Source organism: Paracoccus benzoatiresistens, from assembly GCF_026913015.1.
Taxonomy (GTDB): domain Bacteria; phylum Pseudomonadota; class Alphaproteobacteria; order Rhodobacterales; family Rhodobacteraceae; genus Paracoccus; species Paracoccus benzoatiresistens.
Genome location: NZ_JAPTYD010000029.1, coordinates 15,034 through 35,138 on the forward strand (window position 1 = coordinate 15,034; position 20,105 = coordinate 35,138).

General features: G+C 65.2%; 21 protein-coding genes. 12 read left to right on the forward strand and 9 right to left on the reverse strand.

The genetic code is table 11. The features are described from left to right. Positions 1–448 precede the first annotated feature (448 nt). From OU682_RS16060 to OU682_RS16090, 7 genes are all read right to left on the reverse strand, one after another. On the reverse strand, positions 449–637 hold the full coding sequence (locus tag OU682_RS16060; RefSeq protein ID WP_268943191.1) for a hypothetical protein: 189 nt from the start codon (positions 635–637) through the stop codon (positions 449–451). Positions 638–747: 110 nt separating this feature from the next. Further along, positions 748–1,185: a pseudoazurin gene (locus tag OU682_RS16065; protein ID WP_268943192.1), complete on the reverse strand. Its 438-nt coding sequence runs from the start codon at positions 1,183–1,185 to the stop codon at positions 748–750. Positions 1,186–1,319: 134 nt separating this feature from the next. Beyond that, positions 1,320–1,607, reverse strand: coding sequence for a metal-sulfur cluster assembly factor (locus tag OU682_RS16070; protein WP_268943193.1), 288 nt, complete (start codon positions 1,605–1,607; stop codon positions 1,320–1,322). Continuing rightward, a complete protein-coding gene (locus tag OU682_RS16075) occupies positions 1,600–2,142 on the reverse strand; it encodes a DUF2249 domain-containing protein (RefSeq protein ID WP_268943194.1) in 543 nt (180 codons plus the stop codon). Before OU682_RS16075 ends, OU682_RS16070 begins: the two co-directional genes overlap by 8 nt. After that, on the reverse strand, positions 2,114–3,472 hold the full coding sequence (locus tag OU682_RS16080) for a hypothetical protein (protein WP_268943195.1): 1,359 nt from the start codon (positions 3,470–3,472) through the stop codon (positions 2,114–2,116). Before OU682_RS16080 ends, OU682_RS16075 begins: the two co-directional genes overlap by 29 nt. Positions 3,473–3,762: 290 nt before the next feature. After that, positions 3,763–4,164, reverse strand: coding sequence for a hypothetical protein (locus tag OU682_RS16085; protein WP_268943197.1), 402 nt, complete (start codon positions 4,162–4,164; stop codon positions 3,763–3,765). Between the two features lie 104 nt (positions 4,165–4,268). Then, on the reverse strand, positions 4,269–7,610 hold the full coding sequence (locus OU682_RS16090) for a M10 family metallopeptidase C-terminal domain-containing protein (RefSeq protein ID WP_268943198.1): 3,342 nt from the start codon (positions 7,608–7,610) through the stop codon (positions 4,269–4,271). A gap of 326 nt (positions 7,611–7,936) precedes the next feature. Between OU682_RS16090 and OU682_RS16095 the strand changes: the two genes are divergently transcribed. From OU682_RS16095 to OU682_RS16120, 6 genes are all read left to right on the forward strand, one after another. Then, positions 7,937–9,133: a M24 family metallopeptidase gene (locus OU682_RS16095; protein WP_268943199.1), complete on the forward strand. Its 1,197-nt coding sequence runs from the start codon at positions 7,937–7,939 to the stop codon at positions 9,131–9,133. Positions 9,134–9,306: 173 nt separating this feature from the next. Then, the gene (locus OU682_RS16100) at positions 9,307–10,908 is read left to right on the forward strand and encodes an ABC transporter substrate-binding protein (protein ID WP_268943200.1); all 1,602 of its coding nucleotides are present in this window, start codon (positions 9,307–9,309) and stop codon (positions 10,906–10,908) included. 76 nt (positions 10,909–10,984) lie between these two features. Continuing rightward, positions 10,985–11,992 (forward strand): ABC transporter permease subunit, encoded by a 1,008-nt coding sequence (locus tag OU682_RS16105; protein WP_268943201.1) that lies wholly within the window; start codon positions 10,985–10,987, stop codon positions 11,990–11,992. After that, a complete protein-coding gene (locus OU682_RS16110; protein WP_268943202.1) occupies positions 11,989–12,888 on the forward strand; it encodes an ABC transporter permease subunit in 900 nt (299 codons plus the stop codon). The genes OU682_RS16105 and OU682_RS16110 overlap by 4 nt, the downstream gene beginning before the upstream one ends. Before the next feature lie 5 nt (positions 12,889–12,893). Further along, positions 12,894–13,733: an ABC transporter ATP-binding protein gene (locus OU682_RS16115; RefSeq protein WP_268943220.1), complete on the forward strand. Its 840-nt coding sequence runs from the start codon at positions 12,894–12,896 to the stop codon at positions 13,731–13,733. Next, positions 13,730–14,575, forward strand: coding sequence for a dipeptide ABC transporter ATP-binding protein (locus tag OU682_RS16120; RefSeq protein ID WP_329609816.1), 846 nt, complete (start codon positions 13,730–13,732; stop codon positions 14,573–14,575). The genes OU682_RS16115 and OU682_RS16120 overlap by 4 nt, the downstream gene beginning before the upstream one ends. 345 nt (positions 14,576–14,920) lie before the next feature. On the opposite strand, the gene OU682_RS16125 is transcribed toward OU682_RS16120, so the two are convergent. Together OU682_RS16125 and OU682_RS16130 are read right to left on the reverse strand one after the other, a co-directional pair. Next, positions 14,921–15,316, reverse strand: coding sequence for a (R)-mandelonitrile lyase (locus OU682_RS16125; RefSeq protein ID WP_268943203.1), 396 nt, complete (start codon positions 15,314–15,316; stop codon positions 14,921–14,923). Positions 15,317–15,366: 50 nt separating this feature from the next. Further along, complete coding sequence (locus tag OU682_RS16130) at positions 15,367–15,501, reverse strand: hypothetical protein (protein WP_268943222.1); 135 nt, start codon at positions 15,499–15,501, stop codon at positions 15,367–15,369. A 431-nt stretch (positions 15,502–15,932) separates the two neighbouring features. Here OU682_RS16130 and OU682_RS16135 point away from each other — a divergent pair, with 431 nt between their 5' ends. The 6 genes from OU682_RS16135 (at position 15,933) to OU682_RS16160 (ending at position 20,066) form a co-directional block, all read left to right on the forward strand. Next, positions 15,933–16,163, forward strand: a complete 231-nt coding sequence (locus OU682_RS16135) for a hypothetical protein (protein WP_268943204.1) — start codon at positions 15,933–15,935, stop codon at positions 16,161–16,163. Positions 16,164–16,319: 156 nt separating this feature from the next. Next, a complete protein-coding gene (locus OU682_RS16140; protein ID WP_268943205.1) occupies positions 16,320–16,607 on the forward strand; it encodes a hypothetical protein in 288 nt (95 codons plus the stop codon). An 18-nt stretch (positions 16,608–16,625) separates the two neighbouring features. Next, the gene (locus OU682_RS16145; protein WP_268943206.1) at positions 16,626–17,354 is read left to right on the forward strand and encodes a prolyl oligopeptidase family protein; all 729 of its coding nucleotides are present in this window, start codon (positions 16,626–16,628) and stop codon (positions 17,352–17,354) included. Positions 17,355–17,392: 38 nt separating this feature from the next. Then, positions 17,393–18,136 (forward strand): prolyl oligopeptidase family serine peptidase, encoded by a 744-nt coding sequence (locus OU682_RS16150; RefSeq protein WP_268943207.1) that lies wholly within the window; start codon positions 17,393–17,395, stop codon positions 18,134–18,136. Next, the gene (locus OU682_RS16155; RefSeq protein ID WP_268943208.1) at positions 18,133–18,378 is read left to right on the forward strand and encodes a prolyl oligopeptidase family serine peptidase; all 246 of its coding nucleotides are present in this window, start codon (positions 18,133–18,135) and stop codon (positions 18,376–18,378) included. The genes OU682_RS16150 and OU682_RS16155 overlap by 4 nt, the downstream gene beginning before the upstream one ends. Positions 18,379–18,854: 476 nt before the next feature. Beyond that, complete coding sequence (locus OU682_RS16160; protein ID WP_268943209.1) at positions 18,855–20,066, forward strand: ABC transporter substrate-binding protein; 1,212 nt, start codon at positions 18,855–18,857, stop codon at positions 20,064–20,066. Positions 20,067–20,105 lie beyond the last annotated feature (39 nt).

Here is a 20,105-nt window from a genome sequence, read left to right on the forward strand (position 1 = left end):
GGCAAGAGGCAGCTCAGGCAGTCGCTGCAATCATGGGACGCAGGTGCGGGCGCCCCCGGAGCCTCGATCTGCACGGTTTTCATCACCCCGTCGCTGCAGATCTCGACCGTCATCGGACCGGCCACGGGCAGTGATGCCTGCGCCCAGCTGCCCGCAAGCAGCATCAGCACCGGCAGGATCGCCAGGCAGAGCCGGAGTCGCAAAAGGCATGGGGCGCGTGTCATGGGCATGGGATAGGTCGCGGGACAGGGCGCGTCTTTGCGCTGCCGCAAAAAGGAACAGTGAATCCGTCTCATTCAACTCAATTGCACGAAGAACAGGCAGTCAAGGAATTTCAGCCTCATCCGGCAGATGCGGTATGACCCGTGCAGGCAAGCACCTGCGGGAAACCCATGCCTGCGCCGAATGCCGTCCTTGTCCGGGGCCAAGGTGCCATTTCGCCAAGAATTCAGGACGCTTCCTCAAGGCGCGGACGATCCCGGGCGGCTTCCTGCACCTGCGCGCGGCGCCGGACTGGCTGGCCGCGCCGGCGGTGCCGCTGGCTCTGGCCGGCGGGCTTCATCCCCACCCTGCCGGCGATCAGCGCTTTGTCGTGGGGCAGGATCACGGTGGCGCTTTCGCCATGCTGGCACAGCACCTGAAGCCCGAGTGGCAGGCAATCTGGCGGTACGCGGCAGAGAACCTGACGGGCATGGGGCCGGCCTTTCGGTTCGCGGGGCGGGCGATCCCGCCCCGTCGCGGCCAGGATCACCGGACCTGGGCGATCTCCGCGTCCATGCGCTCGCGCGCCTTCTTGGACATCTTCGCGGACTTGGCGGCGTCCAGGTTCGCGGGCGCATCGCCCACCTGGATCAGGCCCACCATGCCCATGGCGAAATGCGGCGTGCACTTGACGCCGTAAAGGCCGGGCTCGGTCATGGTCAGCGTGTATTCCTCGTTGATCTTGCTTTTGAAGGGCTCGACGCCTTCGGGCAGGATCTCCTTGATCGCCTCGACATTGTGGCTCTTGTCGGTGGGGATGAAGTGGATCACGTCGCCCGGCGCGGCCTTCACGAATGCGGGCTCGAACACCATCATCCCGGCCTCGCCCATGTTCAGCAAGTGAACCTCGTGCTCAGCGGCCAGGACGGTGCCTGCCATGGCAAGAAGAAGGACGGGGGCTGCAAGGAATGAACTGCGTGTCATCTGTAGGTCTCCTGGATTGGCGGACCGGTCCCGGCCCGTTGCCCAAGGGTCTAGGCCTGTTCGGGGGCCTCGACTTTGACGAAACGCAAACAGCGGAACGGTGCGCCAGTCCTCGGGGCCGGCGAACCGCATGATCAGAAAGCCCGCGCCTCGATCCTGTCGGGCGTCCAGGGCGGATCCCAGGTCAGCGCCACGTCGGCCTCGGTCACGCCCGGCACGGCCAGCACCGCCGCCTCTGCCCCCATGCGCAGCATCTCGGACAGGGGGCAGCCGCGCGTGGTGGTGGTCATGATGACGCTTGCCCGGCCGTCCCGGACCGCCACGTCATAGACCAGCCCCATCGAGACCAGGTCCTGCCCGGCTTCCGGGTCCATCACCTGGCGCAGGGCGGCAAGCACCGCCGTCCGCGGATCGTCAGCCATGATCCACCCCCCGGTCCGGCCCGCCAGACCGGACCAGCAGACGATAAGACGCCCCGTCGGGGGCGAAATTGCCTGCCCATTCGTGCCCGCGCGTCGTCAGTTCGGGGAACAGGAACATCGGCTCGCGGTCCAGCAGCGCGAACAGGACTTCACCCGCCGGAAGAGCGGCCAGCGCCTCCAGGATGCGCACCATGGGTTCGGGCGGCGCCAGTCCGGCCAGGTCCAGCGTCATCGACGGGTCGGGCCAGAGCGCCGCGCCGGGGGCGGACCCGGGCGCCAGGCCCGCGTCAGGCGCGGCGCCTTCCAGCGGGGCAAACTGAACCTCCCACGCACCGTCGGGACGGCGGCGGTCACTGACGGCAAAGCCCCGGTTGGCCATGACAGCAAACAGCGGCGCGGGCCGGAAAGGCGCGACCAGCCGCAGCGCCTGGCCGGGCTGCAACCGTTCGGTGGCGCTCATGATGGCGGCAAAGGGCTCCTCGCCGCGTTGAAGCTGCGGGCGGACATCAAGCTCGAGCGGATCGGGTGTGGTCATGGTCTGGTCCTTGAGGAGGGGCGGGAAGCACAAGAGGAGGCAGGCGGCCGGGCCGCCGGGCGGGGTCGAGATGGCGCAGGCGGCGGATTGCCCAGGCCTCGCGCACAAGGCCCAGGGCAGCGGCCAGCATGGCAAGCGCCGCCAGCTGGAACCCGGACGCCTGGGCTGCGGCGAGGGCCAGCGTTCCGCCTGCCGCCCCCGCCACCCATAGTCCAAGCCAGCGCCCGGTCGCGCGGGCATCCACCAGGTCGGAGACCAGCGGCACCGGGCAGCGCCCGATCCGGGGGGCGAAGACCTGGATCCAGGTCAGGAACGAGACGATCTTGACCATCTGCGCCAAGGTCAGCGTGGACAGCCAGCCCGCCAGGGCCGCGAAGGCCGCAGCCTCGGCCCAGCGGCCGCCCCACAGGATCGCGGGCGGCAACAGGGCGGCGGACAGACCAAGGAAGCCCAGGGCCGCGCAGCTCCAGCGCATGTTCACCTCGGTCTTTGGACGGTGGCGGCTGCGCCACAGGCGGCGGATCTCGGCCAGATACAAGGCGACGGCTGCGGCATCGGCAAACGCAGCCAGAAGGGAAAGGGGAATGGAGCCACGCCCGGCAAGCGCCAGTCCCGTCAGGCCAAGCGTCAGTCCCAGGGCAAGCGATGCAGTCCCGAAGACCGCCTGACGAAGGGCGCCGTTCCCTTCGGGCGCCAACAGGAACATCGCAAACAGCTTGTAGCTGACCCCAAAGGCCGCCAGCGTCAGAAAGCCCCCCGCACCCAGCAGGATGTGCAGGGGCAGGGCCTCGAAAAGGGCAACGGGCAGCAGGTCATATCCCCCAAGCGCCCAACCCATCGCCGCTCCGGTAGCCCACAGCCCGCCAAGCGCCACCAGCGCCAGGGCGACCATGCGCCCCTCGGCCCCGCCCAGGCCTCTTGTGCCCACCAGCGTCGGCGCCAGCATCGCGCCGGTCATCGCGAAGGCGACTGCAAGGACAACCGGCGCCAGCGCAAGCAGCCCTTGTCCCGGTGCCCAGCCGTCCAGCGACAGAAACCCTGCCGCCAGCATCGCCGTCCCGCCGCCTGTCAGCAGCAGCGCGGGCAGCGCCAGCCCGGGCACAGCCACGGGCCGCGCGCAGAGCACCGGCGTGAACTGGATCAACGATCCCAGCATCATCTGGCACAGCCAGCCAAGGGCGAACAGATGCACCACCGCCAGCGCAGCCCCGCCCGACCAGTGGCCCGGCCCGCCCGCCCCGGCCACTGCGGCGCAAAGCGATGCGACCAGAAACGCCAGGGCCGAGGCGAACCAGGCCATGGTCCAGCGCGACAACTGCCTGCCGATCATGAGCAACCCCCCGAAGCATAGACCGGCATCATCCCCCCACCCGCCCACGCTGTCTTTGCGACCCGTCAAAGAGGAGGGCCGGAAAGGTCGCCGACCCGATCTTCATCCGCCAGCCGAGTGCATCACGCTGCGGCTCTGATCCTGCAGACGCCCCCTTCGCTCTGGTGGCGGGATGACCGGCTTGCGATGCAGGCTGACAGCCTCCTGCTGCAGGGCCGCAATGGCAAAGACCCGCCTGTCGGGAAAGCGGCAGGCGGGGGCATCGGCGGACTGATCCTGGCCTGGATACTTCAGTGCATGACGGTGTGGAGTGTGATGAGGACGGGTGAGCCGCCCTCGAGTTGCGCGCTGCCTCGGGCAAGCAGCCAGCCATCCGGGCGCTGCAACCGTGCAACGATCTGCTGTGGCGACGAAGTGTTCATGCCAGGGGGCAGCGAGAGCGAGACGCTTATCTTTCTCGACCCGCCGTCGCTTTCGGTGGTCGTCCCTGCAGCCAGAGATCTCCTGTCGCCCCGCGCATCAGGGCCATCGAGATAGACAGCCAGCTGACCCTTCGGGATGATTTCGCCACCCTCGAACCCGATCGTGACGTCAACATCAGCCGGTTGCCCGGTGTCGCCGCGTGAGGCCACTCCAACCGCCACGGTGGCGATGGCCAGCAATACCCTGCGGCGACCTGCAAGCCGTTCCATCCTGTCCCTCCTCGTGCTTCAGCCGTTCCGGACTGCCGCGGCCTACGCGTTGCCGAACTCTGCGGGAGGATGGGGCGCAGGACAGCGCCCCATCCCTTGTCGCATCAGACGACGTAGAAGTCTTCGGCCGAGAGGCTGAGGTCCGTGTTCAGCCGCGCGAACCTTATCGCTTCCTCCTGACCCGAGCCGTCGGCATCGTAGGACAGGATGCCGTTGGCGCTGTTATACACGATGCGATCACTTGCGTCATGCGCAGCACCGGTCGAGCTGCTGTGGAATGCCCCGAAGGCGAGTGCGCCGACTGCGCCGATCCCGTCGAAAATGTCCTCGGCCAGGAGGATCAGGTCGTCAGCGATGTCGAAATCCCTGATCCGGTCGACATTGTCGTCGCCAAGCGCTGTCGAGAAGCGGAAGCTGTCCTCGCCCTCGCCGCCGATCAGCGTGTCAGCGGCCAGCCCGCCATCCAGCAGGTCGCTGCCGCCCCCTCCGCGAAGGGTATCCTGGCCAGAAACGCCCGGCTCGACGGGCTCGGGCGGGAACTCCACCGACACGTTCAGCTCGTATGTCGAGCCTTCGGGCACGGAATCGGACCAGCCATCCCCCGGCACCTCGGGCGACCAGCTTCCTTCGAGGATGTAGTAGGTGCCAGTCTCCTTGATGGTGAAGACGGTGGAGGAGTCGCGGCTGCTGGTCGAGCCGGGATCGCCGCCGCCATCGTCGTTCTCGGCAATGATATTGCCGTCGCCGTCCAGCAGCCTGACCCAGCTGTCATGGACATCGGGATCGGCGATGCCATCGATGTCGATCGTGATGACCGTGCCGGCCGCAAGATCGATCCTGTAGTAGCCGCCTGCGCCGGTCCCGGTGGCATTGACGGTCGTGTGAAGGACCGTCGTCGAGTCGAAGATGTCCGGGTCGGCAACCAGCGAGAAATTGTCAGAGATGTCGAACGCCGTTGCGATCGAGTTGTTGGTCGCATCCGGTCCCAGGGTGGCATAGCCGCTGCCGATGCCCGGGCGCGGCACGGCCTCGCCCCGATCGCCGAAATCGCCGAACAGGGTGTCGTCACCGCGCCCGCCCCTGAGATCGTCGTCGCCGCCCTGTCCGGTCAGCACGTTGGCCGCGCCATTCCCGTCCAGCCGGTCCTTGAACCCCGAGCCTGCGGCATTCTCGATCGAGACATAGATGTCGCGGGCGGACCGACCGCCCGCCAGGTCGATGCGTACCCCGCCCGTGGCATAGGCATAATCCGCCGTGTCGCGCCCCGCGCCGCCCGTCAGCGTGTCGGCGCCGAAGCCGCCTGACAGCGTGTCGTCGCCCGAGCCGCCGAACAGTGCGTTCGCCGCATCGCTGCCGGAAATGTGGTCGTCGAAATACGAGCCGACCGCGTTCTCGAAGCCGGCAAGGATGTCGTGGCGGATGACTGTGCCGCGCCCCACGATCTGCACGGGTCCGTCGGCATCCCCGCCGCTGGCGGAACCACCGGCAAGGTCGATCCTGACGGCGGCTGAACTGCCCGTATAGACGACCGTGTCGGTTCCGTGGCCGCCGTCGAGATAATCCTGACCTGCGCCGCCGATGATCGTGTCGTGTCCGCCTTCGCCATACAGGATGTCGCCATCATTGCCGCCATCCAGAACATCGTTGCCGCTGCGGCCGTTGAAATAGTCACCGCCCCCCTGGCCACGGAAATGGTTTGCCGCCGAGGTGCCGATGAAGCGGTCGATCCGGTCATCGGACCCGATCAGGTTTTCGATGCTGTCAAATGTATCGCCCGAGGCCGTGCCGCCGCTGGCGACATTGGTCTCGAGATTGACCAGCAGCTGGAAGGGGCTTTCCATGCTGAAATCGACCGTGTCTCTGCCCGCGCCGCCCCGGAAGACGTCGATGCCGTCCTGGCCCCGGAGCAGGTCGTCGCCATTGCCGCCATCCAGCGTGTCAGCGCCCGCGCCGCCAATGATGGTGTCGTCGCCGCGGCCCCCGTACAGCGCGTCGTCGCCATCGTCGCTTTCTGTCTGATCGTCGAGATCCTCGACCGCGATCGTGTTGTTGATGTCGCGGCTGGCAAGAGAGTCACGCCCGCCGGTGATCAGATCATCGCCTCCCAGACCGAAGATCGTGTTGCCGCCGGCGCCACCGTCCAGCGTGTCGTTCCCCTGATCCCCCACAAGAATGTCGGCAAGAGGCAGGCCATCATCGCCCGCGGGGTCGTCGTCGCCGTCATCCTGCGGGTCGGGAACGGTTCCGCCGGAATAGATGATGTTCTCGACATTCGCGACAGTGCCGATGTCCAGTCCTTCCGTCATCACGATGATCGTATCGTTTCCGCCGTCGCTTTCCTCGCGGACGATGTCCTCGGCGGAGTCGACGAAATAAACGTCATCGCCGCCGTTGCCGGCCATGCGGTCTGCGCCGCCGCGGCCGTCGAGGACATTGGCCCCGTCATTGCCGATCATGATGTCGGCAAAGCGGCTGCCGATGCCTTTCTCGATATGATATTCAGTCTGATCGGCATTGTGACCGGCGAAGATCGAGACGTTGTTGCTGTGTCCGTTCACGCTGGAAAACTGGCCCGCGCGCAAGTCGAGGATCGTGCCCGCGGTCGAGCCGGAAAAGTCGATCGTATCGTCGCCGCCGGTGTCGTGGATGACAAAGCCGATATCGTGCTGCATTCCCGACGAGGTCAGTTCATAGCCGTATTCGGTGCTGTTGAAGCCATAGTTGTTGTCGCCGGTGTTCAGGTTGATCGTCTGGTAGGTGCGCTGTCCGTTCGCATCGACCGTTGAGAAGAAACGGCGGATCACGGCCTCGATGTCCGCCATCAGCGGCGTCGATGGCGACCAGCGGGTGGTCTCGCCTACGTCAATCCCGTCGAAATAGGACATGACGCTGTATTGCTGACGATCATAAATCCAGGTTGCGTTGTTCAGATAGTTGATCTGCACGCCGCCGGGGCCGCTGTAGTTGTAAAGGCCGGGATGGTTCAGGCCGAATTCGTGGCCGAATTCGTGAACGAACGAGTCGAACACATAGCCGCCGATGTCGGTCTTGTTGGGTTCGGTATCGTGGAAGCGCTGGCCGATGCTGACGTAGCGGTCGGCCGAATAGGCGCTGCCGTCGTCCAGTTCGCCCAGTTCGGGGCTGACGACCTCCATCCAGTCGGTGGTGCTGTCAAACGGCGCGTCGTCGACGATCTCGAATTTCAGCGGCGTGACCGAAGACCAGAGTGCCAGGGCGCCAATGGCCGCAGCCTTGTAATCGGGATGGTCGTTCAGCTCGTGGACGTTGATCCGCAGCGGTTCGGCCGCGATTGCGGGCGTCAGGCTGCGGTTCAACGCGCCGAGATAATCCAGAAAGGCGTCGTAATCCTCGCTTTTTCCATACGGGTTGTCGGGCGTCTGGTCGTTGATCCACCAGTCTTCGCTGTTCTGGATAGAGGTCGGCATATCTGGATCTCCCTGTTCAGCAACTTTGGACGGTTGATGCTGCATGGCGTAATGCCATAGGTTTTGGCACGCATCGCGTGTGTTGCTTTGAAAACCTATCACCAGAGTTGATAATGGGCCGGGTTCTGAAACCTGTCCACAAATCCGGAAAAAACCGCGCTGGTGTTTTTTCCCAAAAGGAATTAAAGCGTTAACCAGTAAGGGTTATTCCGTAGGCTGATTTTCGCCTGTTGGCCTGATCGGATGGGCAGACTTACGCCTGCGGCAATTTCACCGGGAACCGAGCCGGAGTAATGTTGCAGATCGTGCAGTGGACAGGAGGATGCATGACCGCCAGCACCACGCCCGCCGCGCAACCCGATCTTGACCGCGCCCTGGCATCCTTTCACCCGGTGTTCGCCGCACCTATCGACATCGCAGCGTATCAGGCGCGGCTGTCCGCCCTCCAGATCCATATTCGGGCGGCGGAGCTGGCGGCGGTATGGCTGGACGGATCCACGTCGCTGACCTATTTCACCGGTCTGCAGCTGGGCCAGTCCGAACGGATCCATGGCGTCCTGATCCCTGCCGAAGGACCGCCCGCCTATCTGACGCCATCCTTCGAGGCCCCGAAGCTGGACCGCCTGCGGCAAATCCCGGGTCCGATGCTGATGTGGGAAGAAGACGAAGACCCCTTTGCGCTTGTCGCACGGCATCTCGGCGGGCTGCCGGGGCGCGGCCTGGGGCTGGACCCGGCGACGCCGTTCCGGTTTGCATCGGAAATGATTGCGGCGATGGAAGGGCGCGTGGTTTCGGCGGCGGGGATGATCGCCGAGTTGCGGCAGATCAAGTCTGCCGAGGAAATCGCCATCATCCAGGCGGCGATGGATGCCAGCTGGAAAGTCCAGCGCGCGGTCAACGGCGGGCTGCGCGCCGGGATCACGACGACCGAGGTCGGCCAGTTCATCGACGCGGCTCATCGGGCATCGGGGATGGCGCCCTTGTTCCACGCTGTCCAGTTTGGCGAGGCGACGGCCTATCCGCATGGCGTGCCCGATCCGCAGACCCTGCGTGACGGCGACATGGTGCTGGTGGACATGGGCGGCACGCTGCACGGTTACCGATCCGACATCACCCGCAGTTATGTCTTTGGCGCGCCCACCGCGCGGCAAAGACAGTTGTGGCAGATCGAACATGCCGCCCATGCCGCGGCCTTTGCCGCTACCCGCAACGGCGCGCCCTGCGGGGCAGTGGACGCCGCCGCTCGCGCGGTGATCGTCGCCGCCGGGTTCGGTCCGGGTCATGCGGTGCCCGGCCTGCCGCATCGCACGGGCCACGGCCTTGGCCTGGACATCCATGAGGAGCCGTGGATCGTGAAGGGCAACCGGACGCCCCTGCAGCCGGGCATGTGCTTCTCGATCGAGCCGATGCTGTGTCTTTATGGGGAATGCGGCATCCGGCTGGAGGATATAGTGCATATGACCGCCGACGGGCCACGCTGGTTCACCCCGCCCGCCCTGGATCTGGACCGCCCGTTTGGGTAAGCAAGATTGACCTTGAATCCGGCTTGTGGTTGACACAGGGAACGTATCGTCACTCGCGTTGCTGGTGGAACAATCATCTCGACCGGGTATATGCCTGAACAATATGCACCGCGAATCCTCTTGGACGACAACGCGGTCACAAGTTCAACAGAGAGCGAAAAGGACTATTCCGCATGAAATATCTGTCGCGCAGCCTTCTGGCCGTATCGGCGCTGGCCTTGACCACCGCCGTGGCCGAAGCCAAGACCTTCGTCTACTGCTCGGAAGCCTCGCCCGAGGGTTTCGATCCCTCGCCCTATACCGCGGGCACCACCTTCGACGCCTCGGCCCACCCGGTCTACAACCGCCTGACCGAGTTCAAGAAGGGCACGACCGAGGTCGAGCCGGGCCTGGCCGAAAGCTGGGAAGTGTCCGAGGACGGGACGGTCTACACCTTCAAGCTGCGCCAAGGCGTCAAATGGCAGTCGAACGACCGCTTCACGCCCACCCGCGACTTCAACGCCGATGACGTGATCTTCTCGTTCCAGCGCCAGGGCGATCCCAATCATCCGTGGCACCAGTACATCCCGGGCATCACCTACGAATACTACACCTCGATGGACATGCCGAACCTGGTGAAATCCATCGAGAAGGTCGATGATTATACCGTCAAGTTCACCTTGAACCAGCCCGAGGCGCCATTCTTGGCCAACATCGCCATGCCCTTCGCGTCGATCGTGTCCAAGGAATACGCCGACGCGCTGGACCAGGCGGGCACCCGGGAAGACCTGAACAACATGCCGATCGGCACAGGTCCGTTCAAGTTCGTGGCCTATCAGAAGGATGCCGTGATCCGGTATCAGAAGAACGCCGACTATTGGGGCGAGGCGCCCAAGATCGACGACCTGATCTTCGCGATCACGCCCGATTCCTCGGTGCGCCTGCAAAAGCTGAAGGCCGGCGAATGCCACCTGATGCCCTATCCCGCGCCCGCCGATCTGGAGGCGATCAAGGCCGACACCAGCCTGAAGCTGGACGAGCAGCCGGGCCTGAACGTCGGCTATCTGGCCTACAACACCACGATGGCGCCCTTCGACAACCCCAAGGTCCGCAAGGCGCTGAACATGGCCATCAACAAGCAGGCCATCATCGACGGGGTCTTCCAGGGCGCCGCCGAGCCCGCCAAGAACCCGATCCCGCCGACCATGTGGTCCTATAACGACAGCATCCAGGACGATTCCTACGACCCCCAGGCCGCCAAGGCGATGCTGGAGGCAGAGGGCGTCACCGGCCTGTCGATGAACATCTGGGCGATGCCCGTTCAGCGGCCCTATATGCCCAATGCCCGCCGCACGGCCGAACTGATGCAGGAAGATCTGTCCAAGGTCGGCGTGAATGCACAGATCGTATCCTACGAATGGGGCGAATACCTGTCCAAGTCGATGGAAGCCGGGCGCGACGGCGCGGTGATCCTGGGCTGGACCGGCGACAACGGCGACCCCGATAACTTCCTGTCGGTGCTGCTGTCCTGCGATTCCGCCAAGGAAGGGGGCGCCAACCGCGCGTTCTGGTGCAACGAGGAGTTTTCCGACCTGCTGCAAAAGGCCAAGGCGACGGCCGACCAGGCGGAACGCACGAAGCTTTACGAGCAGGCGCAGGTCATCTTCAAGGACCAGGCGCCGTGGCTGACCATCGCGCATTCGACCCAGTATGTGCCGATGCGGTCCGAGGTGTCCGGCTTTGTCATGAGCCCGCTTGGCGACTTTACCTTCGAGACGGTGGACCTGGCCGAATAAGCCTCGCCCGCGTCACAGTGTCTGACAAACGAACGCGCGGGCACAAACCCCGCGCGTTCTTCAAGGAACAAGGCAGATGGTCCGCTTCCTCCTTTCGAAATTGCTTTACCTGGTCCCGACATTCCTCGGGATCACCATTGTGGCCTTTGGCTTTGTCCGCATCCTGCCGGGCGATCCGGTGCTGCTGATGGCGGGCGAACGCGGCGTATCGCCCGAACGCCATGCCGAACTCAGCGCGCAGCTGGGCTTCGACAAGCCGATCGTGATGCAGTATCTCGACTTCCTGGGACGCCTGCTGCAAGGCGACCTTGGCAATTCGCTGGTCACGAAGAAGCCCGTCCTGACGGAATTCCTGGCCCTGTTCCCGGCAACAGTCGAACTGGGCCTTTGCGCGATCGTCATCGCGACGCTGGTGGGCGTGCCGGTGGGCGTGCTGGCGGCGATCAAGCGCGGCAGCTGGTTTGACCAGGTGTCCATGACCTCGGCCCTGGTCGGCTTCTCGATGCCGATCTTCTGGTGGGGCCTGCTGCTGATCATCTTCTTTTCCGGCTATCTGGGCTGGACGCCGGTGTCGGGCCGCATCAGCCTCATGTATTTCTTCCCGCAGGGCACCGGCTTCATGCTGATCGACAGCCTGATGTCAGGGCAGGACGGCGCCTTCGCGTCAGCCGTCAGCCACCTGATCCTGCCGTCCATCGTGCTGGCCACGATCCCGCTGGCGGTGATCGCGCGGCAGACGCGTTCCGCCATGCTGGAGGTGATGGGCGAGGATTATGTCCGCACCGCCCGCGCCAAGGGGATGCCCCGACGCCGGGTGATCGGCGTCCATGCGCTGCGCAATGCGATGATCCCGGTCGTCACCACCATCGGCCTTCAGATCGGCGTGCTGATCGCCGGGGCGATCCTGACCGAGACGATCTTTTCCTGGCCGGGCATCGGCAAGTGGATGATCGATTCCATCTCGCGCCGGGATTATCCGGTCGTGCAGTCCGGGCTGCTGCTGATCGCCGGGATGGTGATGGTGGTGAACCTGCTGGTCGACCTGACCTATGGCCTGATCAACCCGAGGATCCGCGCGACATGAGCAACACCGAATATCTTTCGACCGCCGCGATCCGCCGCCAGATGCTGGCCGAGTTCTGGTTCTATTTTCGCCAGAACCGGGGCGCCGTGGCTGGGCTGGTCGTCTTCATCCTGCTGGTGCTGACGGCGGTCTTCGCGCTACTTCTGGCCCCGCACGATCCGACGACCCAATACCGTGACGCCTTCCTTCTCCCGCCCGTCTGGCAGGACGGCGGCCGGGCCGAGTTCCTGCTGGGCACCGATGCGGTGGGCCGGGACATGCTGTCGCGGCTGATCTTCGGGGCGCAGTATTCCCTGTTCATCGGCATCGTCGTGGTGGCGATCGCCCTGGTGGGCGGGGTCATCATCGGTCTGATCGCGGGGTTCTTCCGGGGCTGGGTCGATGCCGTGATCATGCGCGTGATGGACGTGATCCTGGCCTTTCCGTCGCTGCTGCTGGCCCTGGTCCTGGTGGCCGTGCTGGGGCCGGGGCTGACCAATGCGATGATCGCCATCGCCATCGTCTATCAGCCGCATTTCGCCCGCCTGACCCGCGCCGCCGTAATGGGAGAGATGCGGCGCGAATATGTCACCGCCGCGCGCGTGGCGGGGGCGGGCAACCTGCGCCTGATGTTCAAGACCATCCTGCCCAACTGCCTGGGCCCGCTGATCGTGCAGGCCACGCTGTCGTTTTCCTCGGCGGTGCTGGATTCGGCCGCGCTTGGGTTCCTGGGCATGGGCGCGCAGCCGCCCTCGCCCGAATGGGGCACCATGCTGGCCGAGGCGCGCGAGTTCATACTGCGCGCCTGGTGGGTCGTCACCCTGCCGGGGCTTGCCATCCTGGTCTCGGTCCTGGCGATCAACATGATGGGCGACGGCCTGCGCGACGCGCTTGACCCGAAACTGAAGCGGAGCTGATGCCGATGTCCCTGCTGACCATCCGCAACCTGACCGTCAGGTTCGCCACCGCGACCGGCAGCTTCACCGCCGTGGACGGGGTAGACCTGTTCGTGGACCGGGCCGAGGTTCTGGCCATCGTTGGCGAATCCGGGTCCGGCAAGTCGGTGTCGATGCTGGCGGTGATGGGCCTTCTGCCCGACACCGCCACCGTCACCGCCGATGAAATGACCTATGACGGCCAGGACATGCTGGCCATGACCGACGCGCAGCGGCGCAAGCTGATCGGCCGGGAGATCACGATGATCTTCCAGGAGCCGGTCGCGTCGCTGAACCCGTCCTTCACGGTCGGCTTCCAGATCGAGGAGGTCCTGCGCTTCAACCTGGGCCTGTCGGGCAAGGCCGCCCGGCAGCGCGCGCTGGAACTGTTCCGCGCCGTGGGCATCCCGCAGCCGGAAGAAAAGCTGAAATCCTATCCGCACCAGTTGTCGGGCGGGCAGTGCCAGCGCGTGATGATCGCCATCGCCATCGCCTCGAACCCGAGGCTGCTGATCGCGGACGAGCCGACGACCGCCCTGGACGTGACCATCCAGAAGCAGATCCTGGATCTGCTGATGTCGTTGCAGGAAGACTATGGCATGGGCCTGATCCTGATCACGCATGACATGGGCGTAGTGGCCGAAACCGCCGACCGCGTGGTGGTCCAGTACAAGGGCCGCAAGATGGAGGAAGCCGATGTGCTGAGCCTGTTCGAAAACCCGCAAAGCCCCTATACCCGCGCGCTGCTGTCGGCCCTGCCGGAACATGCGACCGGCGACCGCCTGCCGACCGTGTCCGACTTTTTCATCGAGGAGGCGGTGCGATGACCCCCGTCGTCGAAGGGCGCGCCATCGTCCGTGACTATCACGTTCCGGGCAGCATGTTCCGCCGCGCCAAGACCGTCCGCGCGGTCAAGGGCATCGACTTCAGCGTGCAGAAGGGCAAGACGCTGGCCATCGTCGGCGAATCCGGGTCGGGCAAGTCCACCTTGGCCCGCATCATCGCGCTGATCGACGCGCCCACCGGGGGCGAATTGCTGATCGACGGGCAGCGCGTGGACATCAACGCCAGCCGCCCCGGCCCCGACCTGCGGTCCAAGGTGCAGATGGTGTTCCAGAACCCTTATGGCAGCCTGAACCCGCGCCAGAAGATCGGCGACGTGCTGACCGAACCGCTGGTCATCAACACCGACATCCCTGCCGCCGAACGCCGCGACCGGGCAAGGGCGATGCTGCAAAAGGTCGGCCTGATGCCGGAGCATTACAACCGCTATCCGCACATGTTTTCGGGCGGCCAGCGGCAGCGGATCGCGATTGCGCGGGCGCTGATGCTGAACCCGTCGCTGCTGGTCCTGGACGAGCCGGTCTCGGCCCTGGATTTGTCGGTGCAGGCGCAGGTCCTGAACCTGCTGGCCGACCTGCAGGAGGAGATGGGCCTGACCTATGTCTTTGTCAGCCACGACCTGTCGGTCGTCCGCTATATCGCCGACGAGGTGATGGTGATTTCCGAAGGCGAGGCGGTCGAGCAAGGGTCGCGCGAGGCGATCTTTGCCAACCCGACGCATCCCTATACCCGCCAGTTGTTCGCCGCGACCCCCGTCACCGACACCCAGGCGATCCGGGCGCGGGTGGCCCGCCGCAAGGCTGCGCGCCAAGGCGCGGGGGTCTGAGGCCATCTGGACGCTCTACCTCAGATGCGAGTTTGGTCGCCGGAGAGTTTCTCGCGCCTGCAGCCGCGTCCGGGCAGGTTGGCCTTGGACACCCTTGCAGGCGTCCGGAAGCCCGGGCATTTGCGCGGCGTGGCGTTCTGGCCTGCGCAGGGGGTGCGCAGTTCCTCTTGGCGGAGTGAGTTCGGATCGGTGTCGCGGGATGGCCAGCGTCTGAGCCGCTTGCTGGCATTCTGGATCGCGCACCAACTTGCGCGGCCGCGTCCGCCGTCCGTCCGAGCAGCCTTGCGCCACGCCAACCCCGCCTTTGCGCCGCTTCTGGAAGCACTGCGCTGCAAGGGCTGGCCGTCAGGCGGAGTAATCCTCGTCCGCCACCTTCTCCAGCCATATGACGGTTGATCCGTCGATGGCTTCCTGGATGGCGATGTGGCTCATGGCGTTGTCGGGGCCAGCGCCGTGCCAGTGCTTCTCGCCTGCCGGGAACCAGACGACGTCGCCCGCACGGATTTCTTCGACCGGACCTCCTTCGCGCTGCGCAAGGCCGCGCCCGAAGGTCACGATCAGCGTCTGTCCGGCGGGGTGGGTGTGCCAGGCGGTGCGGGCGCCCGGCTCGAAGGTGACATGGGCGCCGGCGGTCCGGCCCGGCGCCTCGGCCGCAAACATCGGGTCGATGCGGACGGTGCCGGTGAACCAATCGGCGGGCCCGACGGCCGAGGGGTTCTGACCCGCGAGGATGATCTTCATGGTGCGTCTCCTTTGGTGAAAGCGGCGGTGACTGCGGCTCTCAGCGAAGCTCATCCTGTCATGGTCGCGATGTCCATGACGAACCGATACTTCACGTCGCCCTTCAGCCTCCGCTCGTAGGCTTCTTCGATCTCGTGGGCGGGGATCATCTCGATCTCCAGCGTCCGCACCGTCGCTGAGATCAATCTGGTCATCCTTGCCCGGCAGGTGGGCGCAGACCTGGCGCCCATCGCCACCGCCGGCGGCAAGTCGATGGAGGTTCAGGTGCTGCGCCGCGAAACCTGCCTCGGCGATGCGGCCACGCTGGAGCGGGTCTTGTTGAACCTTCCGCACAACGCCCTCCACCATGGGGGCGCCATGTCGTCCTTCGCGTCATCGGCGGAACCATCGTGCAGGTGGATTTGCACCTCGCGGCACGCGCGCCATCCGGGACAGCCGCACAGGACGGGTTCCGCCGGGACCGACCAAGCCCGGCTTTTTTCTTGCCGACCGGCGGGCGGCTCCATGTCCACGCAATCTTCGGGGTGAGAATGGCCCGCGACGCAGGCAGCCACGGCGCGGTTCAACCGCGACGCCGCCAGACGCGTCAGAAGGCGGCAGAACGAAGGTAATCGAAATGCGTGTACGTCTTTCCCTCTCGCCCCATCGCACCCTGAAGGGCCTTGGCCTTGCGCTGGCCACAAGCAGCCTTCTGGCCGGGTGCATGTCCGAGACCGGCTTGCTCGAAAGCGCTTGTGCCGCGAACCTGGTCAGCGAAACCGCGCTGACCGCGCAGATCATGGGCGACCGCGCACGGGACCAGCTCTGCGACCGCGATCCAGGCCGCCGGGAATGCGGGCGCCGCTGACGCGTCGGCGCACGGTCATCGACGACGGCCCCTGCGCGCACCCGAGGTCCGCGCCCTTGCAGAACGGGCGCCCCAAGACCTCGGCTGGCCAGGGGCCGGTGCAAGTCCTGCGCTTGTGCGCAAGGGCAGTTCAGGAACACATGAAGGAGCGAGAGTGTGAGACCCGACGAAGCATGGGGTCGCGCGGGCCGAACCCCATGGGCGGGCGGCACCTTGTCGCCGTTCAGCCCGGATCGCCTGGCACGACATCTGCCCTTGCTGCGCCGCGCGACGCTTGTGCTGCTGATTTTGACCGGCGCGGCGCATGCCGCCGAGGAGTTGCCGATGACCTACCCCGAGACGCGCAAGACCGACACGGTGGACACCATGTCCGGAGTCAGCGTGGCGGATCCGTTTCGCTGGCTAGAGGCGGACCCGCGTAAGGATACCGAGCTTGCCGACTAGATCGCTGCCCAGAATGCCGTGACGATCCCCTATCTTGAGGGCCTTCCGGGTCATGCGGTCTTCCGGGAACGGTTGACGGCCCTGAACGAGCACGACACGACGCTTCCCCCGGAAAGGCGCGACGATCGATACTTCTTCCCCCGGCAAGGGGGGCGGGACGATCAGCCGCAACTGATGGTGCGGGAAGGGCCCGAGGGCGACCACCAGGTGCTTCTGGACCCAAACGGATGGTCGCAGGACGGCCCGGTCGCGTTGGCCGAGTGGGATGTTTCGCGAGATGGGGCTTATCTGGCCTATGCCGTGCAGGTCGGCGGGACCGACTGGCGGACCATCCGGGTCATGGACAGCCGGACGGGCGATGTGCTGGACGATACGGTCGAATGGGCCCGGTTCACGTCCATCGCATGGGCCGGGGAGGGCACGGGCTTCTACTACTCGCGCTATCCCGAGCCCGAGGAAGGGGCATCCTTCAACGCCCCGATCAGCGGTCACGCAGTCTATTTCCACAGGCTCGGCACGGCGCAATCCGACGACCGGCTGGCTCACACCGGGGCCTCCGACGCGCCGCTGCTCCATACCGCGACCGTCACGCGGGACGGGCGTTTCCTCGTGATCTGCACGTCGGCGCTGACCGGCGGGGTGGCGGTGACGGTCACGGACCTTTCGGCCAAGAACCCCAAGCCCTTGGCACTGGTCGAAAGCCATGCCGACACCTGGGCCTTGCTGGGAACATCGGATCAAGGCTGATCTTCCCGACCCGGAAGGACGCCCCGCGCGGCCGGGTCATGAGCATCGACATGGCCAATCTTGAGCCGGCCTTTTCCGAGTTGATCTCTGAACGGGATGACGCGGTTCTGCGCGAAGGCACGGCAGGTGTGCTGGGCGACCGGATCATCCTGGCCTACATGGTCGATGCCACAACGCAGATCGAGCGCTACCGGCTTGATGGCACGCCTGACGGGACGGTCGCGCTTCCCTGCCCGGGAACGACCGGCGCGTTTCGCGGCAGGCCGGGCGGCGACGAGGCCTATTTCGCTTTCACGAGCTTCGACACGCCGTTGACGGTCCTTCGCCTCGATGTTGCAGAGAACCGGACCGCGGTCTGGGCCGAGCCCCGGGTGGCGCCGGACCGCGACAAGCTCGCCGTCGAGCAGCGCTTCTACGCGTCGCCGGATGGAACCCGCATTCCCCTGTTCGTCATGCGGCGCAAGGATGTCACCGGACCGGTTCCGACCATGCTCCACGGCTATGGCGGCTTTGCCATCAGCATCTTGCCCTATTACATTCCGGCCGCGATGGCCTGGGTCGAACAGGGCGGCGTCTATGCGGTGGCCAACATCCGGGGGGGCGGTGAATACGGCAGCGCTTGGCACCGCGCCGGACGCCGGGCTGCTGGTGGGGGCCGTGGTGAACCAGCGGCCCGACCTGTTCGCGGCCGCCCTGCCGTCGAGGATGAGTCCCGTACCCTGCTTGCCTATTCGCCTCTGCACAACGTCCGGGACGGGTCCGGTATCCTGCCATCCTGGTGACCACGGCCGACACCGACAACCGTGTCGTCCCCGCGCATTCGTTCAAATACGCCGCCACCTTGCAGGCCACCGAGATCGGGCCGCGTCTCCAGCTGCTGCGCGTCGCGACGGGGGCCGGCCACGGGTCGGGCAAGCCGACGGGCATGCTGATCGCGGAAACGGCCGGACAATGGGCCTTTGCCGCCCATTGGACCGGGCTGGACGACGACCCGTGCTCCGACACAGCTCTGCGGCGTCGCTGACGATAGAGGCGCATCCCGCAAGAATAATCCCGCCGATGATGATGGCCTCGCCGACCAGTTCCAGACCTTCGATCAGCATATCGGCAATGGCATGTGCGCCTTGGGTCAAACGTCACCTCCTGGCCGCCTATCTGGCATCCGATGAAACCGCCCCGTAGGACTGAGTGCCAGTCTGGCACTGTCCGCCTGGTCGCGCACCTTGCTCACCCGCAGAGTGGGAATGGTCCGTCTTGGAGCCGTCATTGCCTTGTCAGATGAAGCCGGCACTGTTGGAATCGGCCGAGCTACAGACCCTCGCCCAAGGTATAATTCTGCAATGCAGAAATATTTCTGCGGAGCAGAACAAATTATCTCTTTGAAATTTCAAAGAAATAGGTTTCAGCTGAATCGGACGAGATTGTAGACAGATAATTCTATCTATCCGTATAGTAATCAAAGTTGCTCATAAGATTGCAACGTCACCAGCAGGGTTTTCCATGATCGATCGTCGTCGCTTCTTAACCACATCCGCACTTGCCGCCACCGCGCTGGCCGTGCCGGGTCTGTTGACCCGCGCCCATGCCGCAGGTGAGGCGCTGAAAATCGGTATTCCGGTTCCGATCTCGGGTGCCTTTGCCGCCAACGGCAAGTTCGCCACGATGGGCGCGTTGATGGCCGCCGAAGAGGTTGCCGCCGCGCATGGTGTGCAAGCCTCTACCCTGGATCTCGATACCGAGGGCAAGCCCGCGACTGCCGTGCGCAAGGTGCAAGACGCGATGGCGCAGGACGGCGTCAAGCTTTTCGCGGGCGGGATCCTGTCGTCCGAGTCGCTGGCCATGGGCAAGGAGATCGAGCGTGGTGGCGGTGCGTTCATGACCACTGCAGGTGCTGACGAAATCACCGGCGTTGATTGCAACAAGGCTACCTTCCGCTGGTCGGTTCCGACCTATGGCGCGATCAACGAGACGGTGCGACCGATCATCGACGCACTGCCTGACGCGAAAAAGTGGTACACGATCACGCCGCAATACGTCTTTGGCGACGGTCTGCTGAATGCCGCCAAGGATGTCTTTGCCGAAAAGGGTATCGAGCATGTCGGCAACAGCTATCACTCGCTGACCGACAAGGAGTTCTCGGGCTACCTGACCAATGCCATCGCGGCGCAGCCCGACGTGCTGCTGCTGCTGAACTTCGGCGCGCAAAGCTCGGACACGCTGCGGCAGGCGGTCAGCTTCGGCCTCAAGCAGCGAATGACCATCGTCGTCGCATGGGCTTCCGGGTTGGAGCAGTTCGAGGCACTGGGGCCGGACATCTGCGAGGGCGTCTATTTTGGCGCGCAGTACTGGCATGGCGCGGATACGGCCCTGAACCGGGAACTGGTCGCGAAGGTGCAGGAAAAGCATGGCTCGAACCCCAACTATTCCTTCGCGGGCAGCTATATCTGCGCGAAGCTGCTGCTGGAGGCGGCGGTCAAGGCCGGTTCGCCCGAGGGCGCGGGTGTCGCGGCCGCGCTGCGGGGGCTGAAGTACGAGGGCCTGACGGGCGCGGAAGAAATCCGCGCCGCCGACCATCAGGTCATCAAGGATTACTACCTGCTCAAGGGCAAGGCCAAGGCCGACATGGCCAACAAGGACGACTATGCCGAGATCATCAGTTCGGGCAAATCCTTCCTCTCGCCCGAGGATGCCGGCTGCGCCATGCCCGCCTGAGATCCGCTGTCCCGCGCGCCCGACATCATTCAGGTCGGG

What these genes read in the sequence shown, in the direction of transcription:
- OU682_RS16150 (WP_268943207.1), top strand. Translation starts at nt 17,393, where the DNA reads ATGAGCATCGACATGGCCAATCTTGAGCCGGCCTTTTCCGAGTTGATC.
- OU682_RS16075 (WP_268943194.1), bottom strand. Translation starts at nt 2,142, where the DNA reads ATGACCACACCCGATCCGCTCGAGCTTGATGTCCGCCCGCAGCTTCAA.
- OU682_RS16110 (WP_268943202.1), top strand. Translation starts at nt 11,989, where the DNA reads ATGAGCAACACCGAATATCTTTCGACCGCCGCGATCCGCCGCCAGATG.
- OU682_RS16160 (WP_268943209.1), top strand. Translation starts at nt 18,855, where the DNA reads ATGATCGATCGTCGTCGCTTCTTAACCACATCCGCACTTGCCGCCACC.
- OU682_RS16080 (WP_268943195.1), bottom strand. Translation starts at nt 3,472, where the DNA reads ATGATCGGCAGGCAGTTGTCGCGCTGGACCATGGCCTGGTTCGCCTCG.
- OU682_RS16105 (WP_268943201.1), top strand. Translation starts at nt 10,985, where the DNA reads ATGGTCCGCTTCCTCCTTTCGAAATTGCTTTACCTGGTCCCGACATTC.
- OU682_RS16085 (WP_268943197.1), bottom strand. Translation starts at nt 4,164, where the DNA reads ATGGAACGGCTTGCAGGTCGCCGCAGGGTATTGCTGGCCATCGCCACC.
- OU682_RS16095 (WP_268943199.1), top strand. Translation starts at nt 7,937, where the DNA reads ATGACCGCCAGCACCACGCCCGCCGCGCAACCCGATCTTGACCGCGCC.
- OU682_RS16125 (WP_268943203.1), bottom strand. Translation starts at nt 15,316, where the DNA reads ATGAAGATCATCCTCGCGGGTCAGAACCCCTCGGCCGTCGGGCCCGCC.
- OU682_RS16070 (WP_268943193.1), bottom strand. Translation starts at nt 1,607, where the DNA reads ATGGCTGACGATCCGCGGACGGCGGTGCTTGCCGCCCTGCGCCAGGTG.
- OU682_RS16115 (WP_268943220.1), top strand. Translation starts at nt 12,894, where the DNA reads ATGTCCCTGCTGACCATCCGCAACCTGACCGTCAGGTTCGCCACCGCG.
- OU682_RS16100 (WP_268943200.1), top strand. Translation starts at nt 9,307, where the DNA reads ATGAAATATCTGTCGCGCAGCCTTCTGGCCGTATCGGCGCTGGCCTTG.
- OU682_RS16090 (WP_268943198.1), bottom strand. Translation starts at nt 7,610, where the DNA reads ATGCCGACCTCTATCCAGAACAGCGAAGACTGGTGGATCAACGACCAG.
- OU682_RS16120 (WP_329609816.1), top strand. Translation starts at nt 13,730, where the DNA reads ATGACCCCCGTCGTCGAAGGGCGCGCCATCGTCCGTGACTATCACGTT.
- OU682_RS16065 (WP_268943192.1), bottom strand. Translation starts at nt 1,185, where the DNA reads ATGACACGCAGTTCATTCCTTGCAGCCCCCGTCCTTCTTCTTGCCATG.
- OU682_RS16135 (WP_268943204.1), top strand. Translation starts at nt 15,933, where the DNA reads ATGCGTGTACGTCTTTCCCTCTCGCCCCATCGCACCCTGAAGGGCCTT.